Here is a 16,160-nt window from a genome sequence, read left to right as displayed (position 1 = left end):
CGCAACCTCTTCAAGCCGACCCATTACCAAATCTACTACGTCTATCGGTAAATATCTTGATTAAACACTATCAGTCCTCACCACGGGCGGCTTCGAACATCGCCAACGCCTGTTCGCGTCGCTCGCTGTGATCGACAATCGGCGCGGGGTAGTCGGGGGCAGCGTTGTGTCGCTGCGTCGGCGACGCCTCGTGCCAGCCGTGGATGATCTCGGGATCGACACCCCGTAACTCGGGGACGTATTTCGTGATGTACTCCGCATCGGGATCGTAGCGTTCGCCCTGTGTCATCGGGTTGAAGATGCGAAAATAGGGTTGGGCGTCGGTGCCGGTCGAGGCGGCCCACTGCCAGCCGCCGTTGTCGTTGGCGGTGTCGTGGTCGACCAGTTTTGCGCGGAACCAGTCGTACCCCTTTCGCCAGTCGATGAGCAGATCCTTCGTGAGAAACGAGGCGACGATCATCCGCACGCGGTTGTGCATGAACCCCTCGGCGCGCAGTTGCCGCATCCCGGCGTCGACGATGGGGTAGCCGGTTTCGCCGTCCTGCCACGCCGCCAAGAGCTCGGGGTCGTTTTCCCACTCGATCTCGTTTGCATACTCCTTGTAGTTCTGCGAAACGACCCCCGGATTGAACCACAGGACGTGGGTGTAGAACGCTCGCCAGGCGAGCTGTGATTGGAACTCCTCGATCTCCTCGCGTTCCTCGTCGCTGGCGTCGACCTTCGCGTCCTCGCTGGCCCAGTAGACCTCTCGGATACCGATTGTCCCGTATTTTAGATCCGCTGAAAGCCGCGAGGTCGAATTTCGAGTCGGATAATCACGGTCGCTCTCGTAGCGATAGATGCCATCCTCGCAAAACCGTTTGAGTCGCTTCCGGGCGGCCTCGGTGCCCGCCGTCAGCAGGTCGGCCTCCGGTTCGTCGAAACCGAGGTCGGCCAGTGTCGGCACTGAGCCGGCGTCGACGCCGAGCGCGTCGCTGTCGGCGAGGCTGTCGGCATCGGGAGCCGGATACGGCTCGTCCTTCTGGCGGTCGTGCCACTTCCGCCCGAAGTAGGTAAACACGGAGTAGGGATCGCCGTCGTTGGTCGTGATCGACCCCGGCTCGTGACAGATCGCGTCGTGGTAGGATTCGCGGGCGATGTCGGGGTCGGCGAGAGCCTGCCGGACGGCCGCGTCGCGTTCGCGCGCTACTCCCGAATAATCCTTGTTCCAAACAACGCGGTCGGCGTCGACACTCTCGGCGACATCGACGACGACCTGAGCGGGGTCGCCGTGGCGAACGAGGAGGTCACCGCCGCGCTCGCGGTACCACGCCCGTAGGTCGGCGAGTGCGTCCAGCAGGTAGGCCACCCGTGGCGCGCCAGCGTGCTCAAGGATCGCGTCGTCGAAAACGAACAGCGAGACGACGCCGTCTGTCCCATCGGTGTCGACCGCCTCGGCAGCCGCCGCCAGCGCGCGGTTGTCGGCCCCGCGGAGATCACGACGGTGCCAGTGGAGTTGCATACCCACACCACGGTTCGCCGGCTAAGGAAAGTTGCGGAGAACTGCTACGCCGAGGTCGACAGCGTCGTCAGATCGGTCGTCAGCGCGTCGCGTCGCCCATCCAGCACGCCGAATCGGTCGTCACGGCGGCGTTCCAGCCAGTACAGCAGGTGTTCGGCCCACCGCAGTTTGCGGGCTTTCATCGGCCCGACAGCCGGATCGTCGAACGCCCAGCCGAGAAACCGGAGCTCCGCCGCGCCAACAGCGTCTGCAAGATACGCCGCCCGGTCGCCGTCGGTAAAGCCGCCGAAGTTTGCGACGCTATCCCGCGGAGCCGCTTGTGTCGTCACCAGCGTGTGTTGGCTGTCGAACTGCGGGAGCCACTCCCGAACAGCGGGGATGTTGTCGCCGTGGGCGTGGGCGGCGACCGGCGTCCCTTGGAGCGTTAGCTCGCGGGCTGTCGCCGCGTTTTTGTCGAGATCGGTGACCATCAGCTCGACCGCGATACCGTGCTCCGCAAGCACGTCGACGGCGGTCGAGGCGGCGACGACGGCGTCAACGCTGTCGGGATCGAACGCGTCGAGATTGGCCGCCAGCGACGGCGCGGCACCGACAACGGCAACTGTCCCACCATTGAGGGCGGCGAGGCGGTCGTGATCAAACGGGTCGGCGAACTCGGCGGCGACATCTCGGGCGCGCTCGTCGGCCGCCCGATCGAACCCGAAATCAGCCAGTATTGTCTCGTAGATCGGTTCCCACTCGGCGAACGCAAGGCTGTCGCTCATTGGCCTGATAAAAATCCGCTGACAAGCGGGGTGCTCGTCAGCTGAGATATTGTATGGGCCGGAGTGGCATCAAGTACCCCTACCCAAATGCCGTTCCGGCGTCCACCCGTTCGTTTAGCATCATCCGGCATAAGTTTTCTCTTAACAGCACCGTTCGCTGATACGTTCCATGGTCGCGGCTAGCTGGGGTGAGTCGCCCGTAATCCGGCGCGTAAGCGATTTGAACCCGGCAGGTGTGCCAATCAATACCAGTGCGCTGTCAGACGCACCGCTGACAGCGGTCACCGTCGTCTCACTGACAGCATCGAGCAGTTGCTTCTGGCTGTCGGCACCCAACCCGGTGAGTTCGAACGTCCGGCTCACGCTGTCGTCGGCAGCCGCGTCTGCCGCGTCATACCGATCGAGATGCCGCTTGGCCTCACGCTGTGTTGTGATATCCAACTCCTCGATGGCGACACCGTCGATGGTGTCTCGAAGCCGATCACGGCTGAACTCCGCACCAATCAGTGCGGCATCCCGCGTTTCGGCCACGTCGTGGGTGCGGATGACGTGCGCGCCGCGCTCGACCGCCATCGCCGTCGCCGCCAACGAGACTGGCAAGGCACCCTCGGTGTCGCGGCCGGCCACCGAGCGGAGGAAATTCTTCCGGTTGATCGAGACCAAAATCGGGTGGCCGTAGCCGCGGAACTCCCGGAGTCGGCGGAACGTCTCGCGGTCGTCGTCGATCGTTTTCGCCTCGCTCCAGCCGCCGAAGGCGGGGTCGATGATCGTTTTGTCGGTGAGCCCATTGAGTTCCAGCGCGTCGTAGATGTCGTCGACATCCTCGATCGCCCCCGGACGTTCGAGATCCGGCGGCGAGGCCATCTTGGCGACCGCAACGTCGTAGTCCGCACAGACTGCCGGCAGCTTCGGGTCGGCAAACCCACAGATATCGTTGACCATGTCGAAGCCGCCGTCGAGGGCCGCCTCGGCGACCTCGTGGTAGCGCGTCTCGATCGAAAAGATGGCGTCGCCGGAGACGCTTTCGATCGTCTCAAGGGCCGTATCGAGGCGATCGAGTTCGTCCTCCGCGGAGAGCACCTCAAACTTTTTGTTGGCGGATTCAAGACCGATATCAACGATATCTGCACCCTCATCGATGAGTTCGCGGTCGACGTACTCGGCCGCTTCATCGGGGCTGTTGAACACACTCGGCTTGTAGGGTGATTCGCTGCTGACGTTCAACACACCCATGATCCGTGGCGGCTGGTCGTCGCCGATCTGCAGGCCGGCGGCATCGACAGTTCGCATACAACAACCACGGTAGCAGCAAGTATAGACCGTCCGGTCGTGCCGCTACCGATGGAGATTTACCGCGGCGGCGGAGCCAGTCGGTTTTTATCCGGCCCGCCGATAGTGTAGGTATGGGCAAGGTCAATGTCGGGCTTCGCGGCTGGCGGTTTGCGGAGGATGACATCTTCAACGACGACGGGATGTTCAAACAGCTTGAAGAGATCCCCACAGACGACCGTCAGCGACTCCTTCGACTCGTCTCGCTGGTCGAGGAGCCGTGTGACGCCTGCCGGCTGATTCACGGCGACGACGAGATCCACCGCGCCAGACAGGCGGCGGTCGTCTACGGCGAACCAAATGACGAGGTCGTTCTCTGTGCTGACCACGAGGCGGACTTCATCTACTGGTACCAGAACGAGGGGGGCAGCGACTACCGCGGCACCGCCGAGTTCGATGATGCCTTCGAGGAGTGGTTCGACAACGGTGGTCGCGCGCCAGACGATTTCGAGGCGGTCGAACACGTCGAGACCGACCCCGAGGGGCTGCCTGATCCGCCGGATGCCCAAGAGCTCAACGCGATGCTGTCGGAGGGGTATGAACCCGAGCGAATCGACCTGCGGGAGTACGTTGACGACGAGACAGCCGAAGCCGCCAACGACGCGCTCGCCGACGGGGTTATCGACGAGACCGACATGGACTACCCGACCGCCGACGAATGAGCAGTCACGAACCGGTTGTCGTTGTTGTCGACGCGGAAACGCCGGGCAACGTCGGCACCATCGCCCGAGCGATGAAGAACTTCGGGCTCTCGGATCTCAAACTGGTCGACCCGCCGCCGTTAGATCCTGATGGCGAGGCGTACGGCTTCGCCGGCCACGCCCGCGAGGACGTGTTACCGAACGCCGAGGAGATCACCTTCGAGGAAGTTGTTAGCAACTACCACACTGTCGGCTGTACCGCGATCACCGGCGAGGATAGTCGTCGTCACCGACGATTTCCCTACACCACACCCACCGAGTTGGCCGACACCCTCCAGACGGTCGACAGCCGGACAGCCATCGTCTTCGGCCGAGAGGGGCGAGGCCTGTACAACGAGGAGATCGAACAGTTGGATCAGATCTGCTCGATCCCTGCCAGCGACGACTACCCAGTCCTCAATCTCGGGCAGGCCGCGACAATCGTTCTCTATGAACTCCGCGATCTCACCGTCGACGAGACCCAACTGCCTGACCGTGAAATTGAGCGCGCCGCGGAAGACGACATCGAACGATTTTACGACTATTTCGCCGAGTTCCTTGCTGCCCAACGCTACAACGAACGGAAACGCGAGAAGACCCAGCGACTCATGCGCCGGCTGATCGGGCGCGCGCATCCGACAGGCCGAGAGATCCACACGCTGTTGGGCGTCCTCCGCCAGGCGACAGAGCAACTTGATCACCGACAAGCACTGTTAGACCAGTACGACGAACCCGATCGGTTTGGCGACGACACAGTCAGCGACGGCGATGCGGATCGAACGGGCGACAACGAATAGACGGAAAGAGCCTTGCCGACGCTGCTGCAAGCCGGGGTATGGAGCTGCGGGGCCTCGTCGCCAGCCTCCGGGAGAACGCCCAGGCCGCCGATGAGCGGCGACTGCTCGCACTCACCGGCGATCGTGAGGCCGGGATCGACGCTGCCTATACAGTAATCGAGGCAGCCGGCGTCGACGAGGAGGCGGTGAGTCTGGTTACGACCCGCGAGGGATTCAGATACCACCGACTTCACCCCGATCACGCCGACGAGCTTCTGGGGACAACCCGCGAGATCGTTGTCTTCGACTGCCACGAGGGATTTTCGGCCAACGCCCTCGGCCAGGTCACCGGCGCGGTCGACGGCGGCGGGCTCCTCGTGTTGTTGCTGCCACCGCTGGAGGACGTGCCGAGTGAACTCTCCGCGCTGGTCGATCAGGTCGCTGTGCCCCCGTTTTCCCGCGAGGCGGTTGGCAACCGCTTTCGACAGCGATTGGTCACAACCCTCCGACAGCATCCCGGCGTGGCAATCGTTCGGCTCACCGCCACGTCGGCACCGGCACACGATGAGACGGCGTACGAGGCCCGTATCGAACGCGACGGTCTGATCGAACCCGCCGAATCGACGCCCAATTCGGAGCCACACCTGTACACCGACACCCCGTTTCCCGACGCCGCCTACGACACCTGCCTGACGGCAGATCAAGCCCGCGCCGTCGCACAGCTGTCGGGGTTGACGACGCCGGGAACCGCTGTCGTCGTGGAAGCCGACCGCGGCCGCGGCAAATCGAGTGCGGCCGGGCTGGCTGCCGCCGCGTTGGCCGCAGATGGCCGGGACGTGCTCGTGACTGCGCCAAGCGTTGACAACGCAGCCGAACTGTTTGCCCGCGCCGGCGAACTGCTGGCGACGCTCGATTGTCTCGCTGCTGACGATTCAAGCGACTGTGACGCCGATGCAGCCGACCAAACCAAGCGGCCGCTGTCGACAACAGCCGGCGGCCGGATTCGCTTCGCGTCGCCACCGACGGCGGCCGAGTTGCCACAGTCTCCCGATATCGTCCTCGTCGACGAGGCGGCCGCGCTGCCGGTTGGGCTGCTGGAACGGCTGCTCGACGCGCCCGCGGTCGGCTTCTGTACGACTGTTCACGGTTATGAGGGTGCTGGCCGCGGCTTTGCCGTCCGGTTCCGCGAGCGACTGGCCGAATCGACGCACGACGTGATCGACGTAACACTCCAAGAGCCGATCAGATACGCTCGAAACGACCCCGTCGAGGCGTGGCTCGCGTGGACACTGCTGCTCGACGCGGAGCCGCCGGCCGACCAACTCGTCGCCGCGGCGACGCCCGACAGCGTGGACTACCGCCGGATCGATGGCGACGCGCTTGCGGGCGACGAGGGGTTGTTCCGGGAGATCGTCGGGCTGCTCGTCGCCGCCCACTACAAAACCGAACCTGATGACATCGTCCGCCTACTGGATGCGCCGAACCTCGAACTCCGCGCGCTCGTTGACGACGGTCACCCTGTTTCGGTTGCACTGCTTGCCCGTGAGGGGGGCCTCAGCAGCGACCTGCAGGCATCGATCTACGGCGGCGAGCGCGTGCAGGGCAACATGCTTCCGGACGTGTTGACCAGCCAGCTGCGAGATCCGGCCGGGGCCGCGCCGATCGGCTACCGAGTCATGCGGATCGCCACCCACCACGCCGCCCGGTCGCGCGGGCTTGGCTCGCGGCTGCTGTCGCGGTGCAAGGCGGAGTTTCAGGACGCGGTCGACTGGTTCGGCGTCGGCTTCGGCGCGACCCCGCGGCTGCTGTCCTTTTGGCGGGCAAACGGCTACCGCACTGTTCATGTCTCGGTGACGGCAAACGCGACCAGCGGCGAGCACTCCGCGCTCATGCTGTCGCCGACCTCAGCTGTCGGGCGCGAGCTCACCGATCGTCACGTCCAGTGGTTCCGCGAGCGGATCGCCTCGCAGTTGGCCGACCCGCTGGCCGGCGTCGACCCGAATGTCGTACGAGGCGCGATCGCTGCGGCGACGCTACCGGATGAGGACGGCCCGGAATCGGCTCTCGCTCTCGACGAGCGGGGCTGGCGGCTGCTGGCGGGGGTCGCTTACGGGCCGGGCACCTACGAGGCCGCACCGCACGTGTTCCGGCAGCTTGCGATGGCACAGCTCACCGAGTCGGTCGCCGACCTGTCGCCCCGCGACGAACGCCTGCTCGTCCGAAAGGCGCTGCAGGGCGCGCCGTGGGCGGCCGTTGCTGACGAACTCTGCTTCGTCTCCGAACGGGAGTGCAAACGGGCGTTCGGCTCGATTGCGAAGGCGTTCTGTGAGGCCGTCGACACCGAGATCGTCGTCGATGAGCGGCGTCGCTACGAGGAGTGAGAGGGGGTATCGCCGTCCGGCCGCATCCCTTTTCGTCGTCGGCAACCCAGCGTCGGTATGGTCGAGGTGGTTCTTGTCGTCGCCATCGTGCTGCTGGTCGCCGGGATGGTCGGCAGCGTCCTTCCTGCGGTGCCAGCCGGCGGCTTCTCGCTGGCGGGGGTCTGGGTGTACGCGCTGTTCGGGAGCGAGCCGCTTGGCCCGCTGGCCCTCGGCGCGTTGACGCTGGCCGCCGTCGGCACGGTCGTCGTCGATCATGTCGGTGGCCCGGTCGCAGCGCGGCTGGGCGGCTCCTCAAATCGAACCGCCATCCTCGCGGGGGTCGTTGGATTCGTCCTGCTGTTCGTGCTCGGCCCGGTCGGCATCATCGTCGGCGTCGTCGGCACCGTCTTCGCTCTGGAGGTATCCGAGGGGGCCGACGCGGAGACCGCAGCGCGGCGGGCTGTCTACACCGCCGCAGGTGTGTTGGGCTCGGCACTCGCTCAGCTACTGTTGACGGGGACGATCCTCGTCGCCTTTGTCGTCGCCGTCGTCGTGTTCTGAGCCACACCAGCGATCCGGGCGTGAGCAAACACGGCGTTTATTCGCGCTGCGATGTTCTGTCGGGGTATGTTGACGTTCATCGGGTTGGGACTGTACGACGAAGACTCGATCACCCGCGAGGGCGAGGCGGCACTCCAGGCAGCCGACCGTGTCTTTGCGGAGTTCTACACCAGCCGGCTGCTCGGAGCCGATGTCGCCGATCTCGAAGCCCACCACGACACCGAGATCGAGGTGCGCGACCGAGCGGGCGTCGAACAGAACCCCGAGCCGATTCTGCAGGCTGCCGAGGACGGCGACGCCGTCTTTCTCACCGCAGGCGATACGATGATCTCGACGACCCACGCTGATCTCCGGGTGCGGGCGGCCGACCGCGGGATCGACACCCGCGTGATCCACGGCGTCACCGCCGAAACCGCCGCCAGCGGGCTGACCGGCCTGCAAAATTACCGGTTCGGCAAGGCGGTCACGCTGCCGTTTCCCGGCCTGCACGGCGCGGGAAACGTCCCGCCCAGCGTGATCGAAAGCATCGACGCCAACCGCGAGCGGGGGCTGCACACGCTCGTCTATCTCGACATCAAGGTCGACAGCCACCGCGATCTGGCCGCGCTCGACACTGACGACCCGTATATGCGAGCCGATTACGCCGCCGAACTGCTCGCAACCGACTGGCAAGATGAACTCGCGGTCGTCGTCGCTCGTGCTGGGAGTCCTGATCCTGTTGTCGTCGCTGATCGGCTGTCAGCGTTAGCGGAACAATCCTTTGGCGAGCCGCTGCATCTCCTCGTGATCCCTGGCGACCTCCATCACGTCGAGGCCGACGCGCTGGAAGCATTGGCCGGCGCACCAGACGAGTTACTCTCTACAGAATCGAATCGGTGATTCAGTCGCTGTGGCGGGCACCGGGCTGTTCGGCGACCGGCTCGCGTGGCAGCTCCAAGGCGGCCTGCAGGTCGTGATCCTCGCCGGTGATGAGGTAGAGCACATCCTCCAAGACAGTCAACAGCTCCGGAAGCTCACGGACGACAAGATAGGTGATCGCCATGAGCGCGACGACCGCCCCGAGTTGGCTGAGAATGCGGTCGGAGACAAGGAACGAGACGCGATAGGGGTTCGTCTCGCCAAACAGGAACAGCACCGCATCGGGGAACCAATGCATCAGCTGGTTGCCGGCGGCGATCGAGATGAAGGCGGTGCGGAACACGTTGAGCACGAAGATGATCGGGACGGCCACCGCCAGCGCGCGGAGCTTTCGGGTGAGAGGTGCTCTCACAGCCGCGATCAGGCCACTGAAGACGGCGATGCTGCCGAGGCCGGTACATGCCAAGACAATGTAGACGTTGTAGATGTGGCCGTCGCTCAGCGTCCACTGGTAGGTCGCCATGAACCCCTCGGGGCTCTCGACGAGGGCAGGCGAGTAGCCCGCCGCCGAGATGATCCAGCCGGTGATGACAGTCGTCACTTCGATCAGATACTGGCGGGGAGCCGGCAGCGAGAGCCCACCGACCGTGATCGCCGGGATGGTCTCGAAGGGAAGATAGATGAACCCCATGACGGCGATCGCTCGCGAGAGGACAAACAGCGTTGTCCGGCCGGTATACAGCTCGTAGGCCGCATAGAAGCAGGCCGGCGCGCCGATCAACGCCAGCAAGGCCTCAACGAAGCTCTGGTGTTCGAACCACCAGAACGGCACCGAGTTGAGCCAAAACAGCCCGAAGCCGATCCAGGCGGTTGTTGCGGTCACCCGCGCCTGCTGCATGAGATCGGTTCCTGAGCGGCGGCCGTACCACTCGGTGAGGCCGGCGGCCGCAAACAGCAGCATGACAACCCAGATCAGCGCGTCCGACAACACCCCCATGGTGAACAGCTGGTCGCTGAGCCATGTGAGCGGGGAGCCGGTCATATCAGGCGGAAGGAGACAGTCTCATAAATCCCTTATCCTTGTGTGCGTGGGTGCTGACCAGGCGAGTTAGTCCGCCGCGCGCTTGACGGTCATCACCGGCAGCTCGGTGTTTTGGATCACGCGTTCGGCGACACTCCCCATCAGGAGCCGATCCATCCCTGTGCGGCCGTTGGTGCCCATCACGATCGTATCAGCACCAACATCCTCGGCGTAGGTGGTGATGGTCTGGCCGGGCGCGCCCTCTCGGATGCTGACGACCGTGTTGATCCCCTCGGCGTTCGCCATGTCGGCGACATCGTCGGTGATGCGTTCGCCCTCCTCTTGGAGTGTCCCTTTGATATGGTCGCTGCCGAGTTTGGGGGCCATCTGGCTCACGCGCTCGTGGTCGACGACGTAGAGGATGTGCATGTCGGCATCGTGTTTGTCCGCCAAATCGATCGCGTGAGTGGCAGCTTCGGTTGCCGCCTCACTTCCATCAGTCGGAAACAGCACCGTCTCGTACATGTCTCAACGTTTCTCTCAGCCGTTGTGAATTAATCGGTTTGGCGACCTCGTTGGATGTCCCACCGCATAGATCGTGCCCACGGATCACAACCGTTAGCATCGCCGATCGCAAACAGGAATCGTGAACGAGTTCGTCGACTGGCTGCGAGCGCGCCCACACTACGACGGCCAGATTGTCGCCCACCGCACCCTCCCAGCACGCGAGGCCACCTTTGCCGATATTGATCTCGAACCCCGCCTCGAATCCGCCCTCGCCGACCGCGGGATCGACGACCTCTATGAGCATCAGGCCACCGCGATCAACGCGATCCGCGACGGCGACAACACCGTTATCGCCACCGAAACCGCCAGCGGCAAGAGCCTCTCGTACACCGTGCCGGCCTTCGAGCGCGCGATGGATCACGGCGGCCGAACCCTCTATCTCGGCCCGCAAAATGCGCTGATCGCCGACCAAGACGACACGCTGTCGGAACTCGCCCACGACCTCGGTTTTGGCAGCCGCGTCTCGGTCGCACAGTACACCGGCCGCCTGTCGGACAGCGAAAAGCGAGATGTCCGCGACCGCCGGCCGACCGTCCTGCTCTCGAACCCGGATATGCTGCATTACGCGCTGCTGCCCTATGCAAACCGCTTGTGGGAGTGGTTCTTTTCCTCGTTGGAAACCGTCGTCATCGACGAGATTCACGGCTACCGCGGCGTCTTCGGGACGCAGGTCGCCCTCGTGCTTCGGCGACTCAACCGGATCTGTGAGCGATACGACAGCGACCCGCAGTTCGTCTGCTGTTCGGCGACCATCGGCAACCCGGTCGAACACGCCGCCAGAATCACCGGCCGCGACGAGTCGACCTTTGCGCTCGTCGACGACGACACCAGCGCGCGCGGGCCGCGACACTGGCTGCTGTGGAACCCACCCGAGTACGACGACCCACAGCGCGGCCACGGCTCCGGTCGGCGGCGGTCGAGTCACACCGAGTCGAAATCGCTGTTCGTTGATCTCGTCGCCCGCGGCTACCAGACGCTGGCGTTTACGCGCGCCCGCCAAGCCGCCGAGCAGTACGCCACCGAGAGCGCGGACGAACTCCACAATCGTGGCGAGCGCGACCTCGCAAGCAAGATCCGCGCCTATCAGGCCGCACTCAACAACGACACCCGTCGACAGATCGAAGCCGACCTCCAGTCCGGCGACCTGCGCGGCATCTGGAGTACGAACGCTCTCGAACTCGGCGTCGACATTGGGGGTCTCGACGCGGTGATCCTCGACGGCTACCCTGGCACGCGGATGTCGGCCTCCCAGCAGGCCGGCCGGGCGGGTCGCGGCACCGATCCCGCGCTCGTCGCGTTCGTCGGCGGCGAGGATCAACTCGATCAGTATCTGATGAACCACCCCGACGAGTTCTTTGAGGCCGACCCCGAGCAGGCCATCGTTGATCCCGACAACCGCGAACTGCTGGCGGATCACGTTGCCTGCGCCGCGGCCGAAAACTGGCTGTCAACCGACGACGAGGCTCACTTTGGTGACGATTTTCCGGACGTTGTCGCCGAACTCGGTGAGGACGGTCGGCTCAACCGCCGCGAGACGGATGCCGGCATTCGCTGGCTGCACGACGGCGACGGCAGCCCACAACACGAGATGAGCCTCCGAACTGTCGGCGACCGCGAGATCCGCCTCATGGACGCTCGCAACAACGACGTGATCGCCACGCTCGGCTTCGACGACGCCCTCCGGGACGCCCACCGCGGCGCGATCTACCACCAGCAGGGCCAGACCTACGAGGTGACCGACCTCGATCTCGACCGCGATGTCGCCGAACTCCAGTCCTCGTGGGCCGACTACTACACACAGGTGCTCTCGGAGAAATCGGTCGTTGTCAACGAGGATCTTGACACAAAATCGCTGCCGTACGCGACGGGTGACGCTGCTGCTGACGCCGATGACGACGCCGAGGCAACCGTCCATTTCGCCGATGTCACCGTCACCGAGCGGATTACCGGCTTCCAGCGAAAAGATCGTCGCACGGGCGAGGTCATCGGCGAGGAATCACTCGACCTCCCCGAAACGACGCTGCGAACAAAGGCCCTCTACTTCACCGTCCCGCCAGCGGTCGAACGCGAACTCCGAGAGGCGCACTCCGACTGGGCGTTCAACGGCGGTATCCACGCCGCCGAGCATGGCATGATCTCGCTGTTCCCGTTCATGCTGCTCTGTGACCGCGGCGACATCGGCGGACTGTCGATCCCACACCACCCCCACACCGAGCGGGCGACTGTCTTCATCTACGACGGCTACCCTGGCGGCGTCGGCCTCACCGAAGCCGGCTTCGAGGTCGTCGAGGAGTTGATGACGCGCACGGCCCGGCTGATCGATGACTGTGACTGTGCCGACGGCTGTCCAGCCTGCGTGCAGTCGCCGCAGTGCGGAAACGGGAACGAACCGCTGTCGAAATCGCCGGCTGTGACGCTACTGCAAGAACTGACTGCGGCGTCATCGACAGTGGAGCAGTAGGCAGCACAGTTCGCGTTCGTCTCAGCCGCGCAGAACCATTTCGGCGTAGGCGGTGGCGATCCGCTTCATTGTCGCCGCGTTCAGGCGGGCGTGCATCGCGCGAACGTCGCCATGCGCGATCCGGTAGGTCGCCCACAGTTCGAGGAACGACTGCGTCAGCAGTTCGCCACTCGCCGGTTCGTCAGCTTCGATGGTGACGGCGTAGGGATGCTCGCCGTAGCGGTCGCTGCTGGTCAGCGCGGCGACGGTGTAGCGATCCCCGTAATCCGGGCACTGCTCGTCGGAGACGACGACAGCGGGACGCGACGGTCGGCGGTCGTACGGATCGGGGATCGACACAACCGCTCCATGGCTGTAGGTCATCGATTAGGCCTCGTCGTTGGCCTCCTGATTCGAAACGAGTGTCTCGGCGTCGGTATCGTCGGTCTCACCGCTGGCGGGCTCGTCGCCGGGATCGAGTTCCGAGAGTTGTTCCTCCCAGCCGGCGTTGGCGTAGGCGTCGTCCGGTGCATCATCGAACAGATCGACAGCGGCGTCCAGTGATTCCAGTCGGTGTTTGAGCGATTCGACGCGCTCCGGATCGACGTAATAGGCTCCCTGCGACCGACTGACGAGCCCTTTCTCGTGGAGTCGGCTCATCGTTTTCGAGGCACTGCCCTCGGTAATCTTGGTTTCGGCGGCGATCTCCGACGGGGTAAAGCCGTAGTCGTGGTTGGCGACGAGGAACCGCAGTGCGGCGTGTTCGTTCGTTTCGGGGGTGACCGGAAACGGCTCCTCCCGGCGGAGTTCGTCGACGTGGTAGGGCATTTATGTCCCTTGTTGTCTCTCTATGTCATTAATACTTTCCGACAGCGTGAGGATGCTAAACGGGTTCGATGCGGCTGGTGACCGAAATCCGTCCCGCGTTAGGGTGCCAACACGAACGAAATACCCCGTAAGATTTGAAGTATTACACCAAGTATTACCACAAATGAGCGAGTCAACGCGTGTCACGGACAAGGGCCAGGCGACGATTCCGAAAACCCTCCGTGAGAAATACGATCTGGAACCCGGCGACGAGGTGGTGTGGGTAGATACGGACGATGGAATCGTGGTGAAAAAACGCACGCAGGGGAGTGGTCGTGGGATGCTTGTTCCCGAGGATACTCCTCAGGAGACGCGGGAGGCGGTCGCCGAGGAGCTGGCGACTCGCCTGCGAGACCGTCGTGACTGGAACTACGAGGATAGGTAGCGGAGTTGTGTGTTGTTGATACCGGCTACCCAGTCGCTTGGAGCGGAATCGACTGCTATGTGATCATGAACAACAAAAACAGTCAGTAACGACCGACAGCGCGCTACGAATTACTCGTCTTTCTCGCTGTCGGCGTCGTCGGCGTCCTCGAAGTCGGCGTCGACGTACTCGTCACCCTCGCCGTCGGCACCGGCCGCGCCGCCTGCGCCGGCACCCTCGGGGCCGAAGCCGCCTTCAGGGCCGCCCGCGCCGCCGGGACCGGCCTGTGCCTGCTGGGCCTGTTGTTCGTACATCTGTTTGCCGATCTCCTGCAGTTGCTCGGAGAGGTTCTCGGTGACCTCCTGCAGTTCCTCGGTCTCGGCGTCATCGTCTTCGAGGACTTCCTCGACGTCCTCGATAGCGTCCTGGATGTCGGCTTCGAGGTCGTCGTCGACCTGTTCTTCGTTCTCTTCGAGTAGCGATTCCGCGCGCTGGATCGCGCCCTCGGCCTCGTTGCGGGCCTCGATCCGTTCGCGGCGTTTCTCGTCCTCTTCGGCGTGCTGTTCAGCCTCCTCCTGCATGCGCTCGACTTCCTCATCGGAGAGGCCCGCGCCGCCCTCGATAGTGATCGACTCGGCGTTGCCCGAGCCCTGATCCTCCGCGGAGACGTTGACGATGCCATCGGCGTCGATGGAGAACTCAACCTCGATCTGCGGCGTGCCGGCGGGGGCCGGCGGAATCCCCGTCAACATGAACTCCCCGAGCAGTTCGTTCTCGTCGGCGATCTCGCGTTCGCCCTGGAAGACCCGCACCTGCACGGAGGTCTGGTTGTCGGCCGCCGTGGTGAAGACCTTCGAGGCGTCGGTCGGGATCGTCGTGTTCTTATCGATGAGTCGCTCGAAGAGCCCGCCTTTGACCTCGATCCCCAGCGAGAGCGGCGTCACGTCGAGCAGAACGATGTCGTCAACGTCGCCGGCGAGGACGCCACCCTGAATCGCCGCACCGAGCGCGACGGCTTCGTCGGGGTTGACGTTTTTCTTCGGCTCCTGGCCGACGAGTTCTTCGACCTTTTCGGAGACTTGGGGCATCCGGGTCGAGCCGCCGACGAGGATGACCTCGTCGATGTCGCCTTTCGATTTGTCGGCATCGTCGAGGGCCTGCTCGGTCGGTTCGACCGTCCGCTGGATCAGGTCGTTGGTGATGTTCTCGAACGTGGCTCGGGTGATCGACGTTTCGAGGTGGACTGGCCCCGAATCGGTCGCCGTGATGAACGGGAGGTTGATATTCGCCTCTTTGCGGGAGGAGAGTTCGATCTTCGCCTCCTCGGCGGCCTCCTTGAGTCGCTGGAGGGCCTGCCGGTCGTCCCGCAGGTCGATCCCGTGGTCGTCCTCGAACTCGTCGGCGAGATGGTCGATGATCGCCTGATCCCAGTCATCGCCGCCGAGGTCGTTGTCCCCGTTGGTGGCGACCACATCGTAGACGCCGCCGCCGAGCTCGAGGACGGAGACATCGAACGTGCCGCCGCCGAGGTCGTAGACCAAGACCGTTTGATCGGATTCGTCGTCGAGACCGTAGGCCATCGAGGCGGCGGTCGGCTCGTTGACGATGCGTTCGACCTCGAAGCCGGCGATCTCACCGGCATCTTTCGTCGCCTGTCGCTGCCGGTCGTTGAAGTACGCCGGCACCGTGATGACGGCTTTCTCGACATCGTGGCCGAGATACTCCTCGGCGTCGCGTTTGATCTTCTGGAGGATCATCGCCGAGATCTGTTCGGGCGTGTAGCTCTCGTCGTCGATCTCGACCTCATAATCCTCCTCGCCCATGTGGCGTTTGATCGACTGGATCGTCTTTTCGGGGTTCTGCACTGCTTGGTTCTTCGCCGGCTTGCCGATCAGTCGCTCGCCGTCATCGTCGAAGGCGACGACCGAAGGGGTCGTCCGGTCGCCCTCGCCGTTGACGATGATCTCCGGGTCGCCACCCTCCATCACTGCAAACGCGCTGTTCGTGGTGCCAAGGTCAATACCGAGAATCTTCTCACTGGCCATCTTGGCCTGAATTACCGCCTTGGATCG

General features: G+C 64.1%; 15 protein-coding genes. 7 read left to right on the top strand and 8 right to left on the bottom strand.

What is annotated here, in order from left to right; all coding sequences use genetic code 11:
• Window positions 1–70 precede the first annotated feature (70 nt).
• From HKK80_RS07680 to HKK80_RS07670, 3 genes are all read right to left on the bottom strand, one after another.
• Window positions 71–1,501, bottom strand: coding sequence for a cryptochrome/photolyase family protein (locus tag HKK80_RS07680; protein ID WP_411799023.1), 1,431 nt, complete (start codon window positions 1,499–1,501; stop codon window positions 71–73).
• Between the two features lie 44 nt (window positions 1,502–1,545).
• Window positions 1,546–2,265 (bottom strand): 6-hydroxymethylpterin diphosphokinase MptE-like protein, encoded by a 720-nt coding sequence (locus HKK80_RS07675; RefSeq protein ID WP_411799022.1) that lies wholly within the window; start codon window positions 2,263–2,265, stop codon window positions 1,546–1,548.
• Between the two features lie 141 nt (window positions 2,266–2,406).
• The gene (locus HKK80_RS07670) at window positions 2,407–3,555 is read right to left on the bottom strand and encodes a dihydropteroate synthase (RefSeq protein WP_411799021.1); all 1,149 of its coding nucleotides are present in this window, start codon (window positions 3,553–3,555) and stop codon (window positions 2,407–2,409) included.
• 113 nt (window positions 3,556–3,668) lie between these two features.
• On the opposite strand from HKK80_RS07670, the gene HKK80_RS07665 reads away from it, so the two are divergent.
• From HKK80_RS07665 to dph5, 5 genes are all read left to right on the top strand, one after another.
• Window positions 3,669–4,256, top strand: a complete 588-nt coding sequence (locus HKK80_RS07665) for a hypothetical protein (RefSeq protein ID WP_411799020.1) — start codon at window positions 3,669–3,671, stop codon at window positions 4,254–4,256.
• Complete coding sequence (locus tag HKK80_RS07660; protein WP_411799019.1) at window positions 4,253–5,071, top strand: RNA methyltransferase; 819 nt, start codon at window positions 4,253–4,255, stop codon at window positions 5,069–5,071. The genes HKK80_RS07665 and HKK80_RS07660 overlap by 4 nt, the downstream gene beginning before the upstream one ends.
• Window positions 5,072–5,109: 38 nt before the next feature.
• Window positions 5,110–7,431, top strand: a complete 2,322-nt coding sequence (tmcA, locus tag HKK80_RS07655) for a tRNA(Met) cytidine acetyltransferase TmcA (RefSeq protein WP_411799018.1) — start codon at window positions 5,110–5,112, stop codon at window positions 7,429–7,431.
• A 57-nt stretch (window positions 7,432–7,488) separates the two neighbouring features.
• Window positions 7,489–7,971 (top strand): DUF456 domain-containing protein, encoded by a 483-nt coding sequence (locus HKK80_RS07650; protein WP_411799017.1) that lies wholly within the window; start codon window positions 7,489–7,491, stop codon window positions 7,969–7,971.
• A 66-nt stretch (window positions 7,972–8,037) separates the two neighbouring features.
• Window positions 8,038–8,850: a diphthine synthase gene (dph5, locus tag HKK80_RS07645; RefSeq protein WP_411799016.1), complete on the top strand. Its 813-nt coding sequence runs from the start codon at window positions 8,038–8,040 to the stop codon at window positions 8,848–8,850.
• A gap of 1 nt (window position 8,851) precedes the next feature.
• On the opposite strand, the gene artA is transcribed toward dph5, so the two are convergent.
• Together artA and HKK80_RS07635 are read right to left on the bottom strand one after the other, a co-directional pair.
• On the bottom strand, window positions 8,852–9,826 hold the full coding sequence (gene artA, locus HKK80_RS07640) for an archaeosortase A (protein WP_411799026.1): 975 nt from the start codon (window positions 9,824–9,826) through the stop codon (window positions 8,852–8,854).
• A gap of 111 nt (window positions 9,827–9,937) precedes the next feature.
• Entirely contained in the window at window positions 9,938–10,375 is a 438-nt protein-coding gene (locus tag HKK80_RS07635; RefSeq protein WP_411799015.1) for a universal stress protein, read from the bottom strand.
• Between the two features lie 121 nt (window positions 10,376–10,496).
• Here HKK80_RS07635 and HKK80_RS07630 point away from each other — a divergent pair, with 121 nt between their 5' ends.
• The gene (locus HKK80_RS07630; RefSeq protein ID WP_411799014.1) at window positions 10,497–12,878 is read left to right on the top strand and encodes a DEAD/DEAH box helicase; all 2,382 of its coding nucleotides are present in this window, start codon (window positions 10,497–10,499) and stop codon (window positions 12,876–12,878) included.
• Between the two features lie 21 nt (window positions 12,879–12,899).
• On the opposite strand, the gene HKK80_RS07625 is transcribed toward HKK80_RS07630, so the two are convergent.
• Both HKK80_RS07625 and HKK80_RS07620 read right to left on the bottom strand, forming a co-directional pair.
• Window positions 12,900–13,241: a type II toxin-antitoxin system PemK/MazF family toxin gene (locus HKK80_RS07625; protein WP_411799013.1), complete on the bottom strand. Its 342-nt coding sequence runs from the start codon at window positions 13,239–13,241 to the stop codon at window positions 12,900–12,902.
• A 3-nt stretch (window positions 13,242–13,244) separates the two neighbouring features.
• On the bottom strand, window positions 13,245–13,685 hold the full coding sequence (locus HKK80_RS07620) for a MarR family transcriptional regulator (protein ID WP_411799012.1): 441 nt from the start codon (window positions 13,683–13,685) through the stop codon (window positions 13,245–13,247).
• Between the two features lie 163 nt (window positions 13,686–13,848).
• Between HKK80_RS07620 and HKK80_RS07615 the strand changes: the two genes are divergently transcribed.
• Window positions 13,849–14,109, top strand: a complete 261-nt coding sequence (locus HKK80_RS07615; protein ID WP_411799011.1) for an AbrB/MazE/SpoVT family DNA-binding domain-containing protein — start codon at window positions 13,849–13,851, stop codon at window positions 14,107–14,109.
• Between the two features lie 110 nt (window positions 14,110–14,219).
• On the opposite strand, the gene dnaK is transcribed toward HKK80_RS07615, so the two are convergent.
• Window positions 14,220–16,133 (bottom strand): molecular chaperone DnaK, encoded by a 1,914-nt coding sequence (dnaK, locus tag HKK80_RS07610; RefSeq protein ID WP_411799010.1) that lies wholly within the window; start codon window positions 16,131–16,133, stop codon window positions 14,220–14,222.
• Window positions 16,134–16,160: the final 27 nt, after the last annotated feature.

The sequence above is a fragment of the Halonotius sp. F2-221B genome, assembly GCF_046719765.1.
Classification (GTDB): domain Archaea; phylum Halobacteriota; class Halobacteria; order Halobacteriales; family Haloferacaceae; genus Halonotius.
The sequence above is the reverse complement of the archived record's forward strand: the minus strand, read 5'-3'. Positions and strand labels throughout refer to the sequence as shown.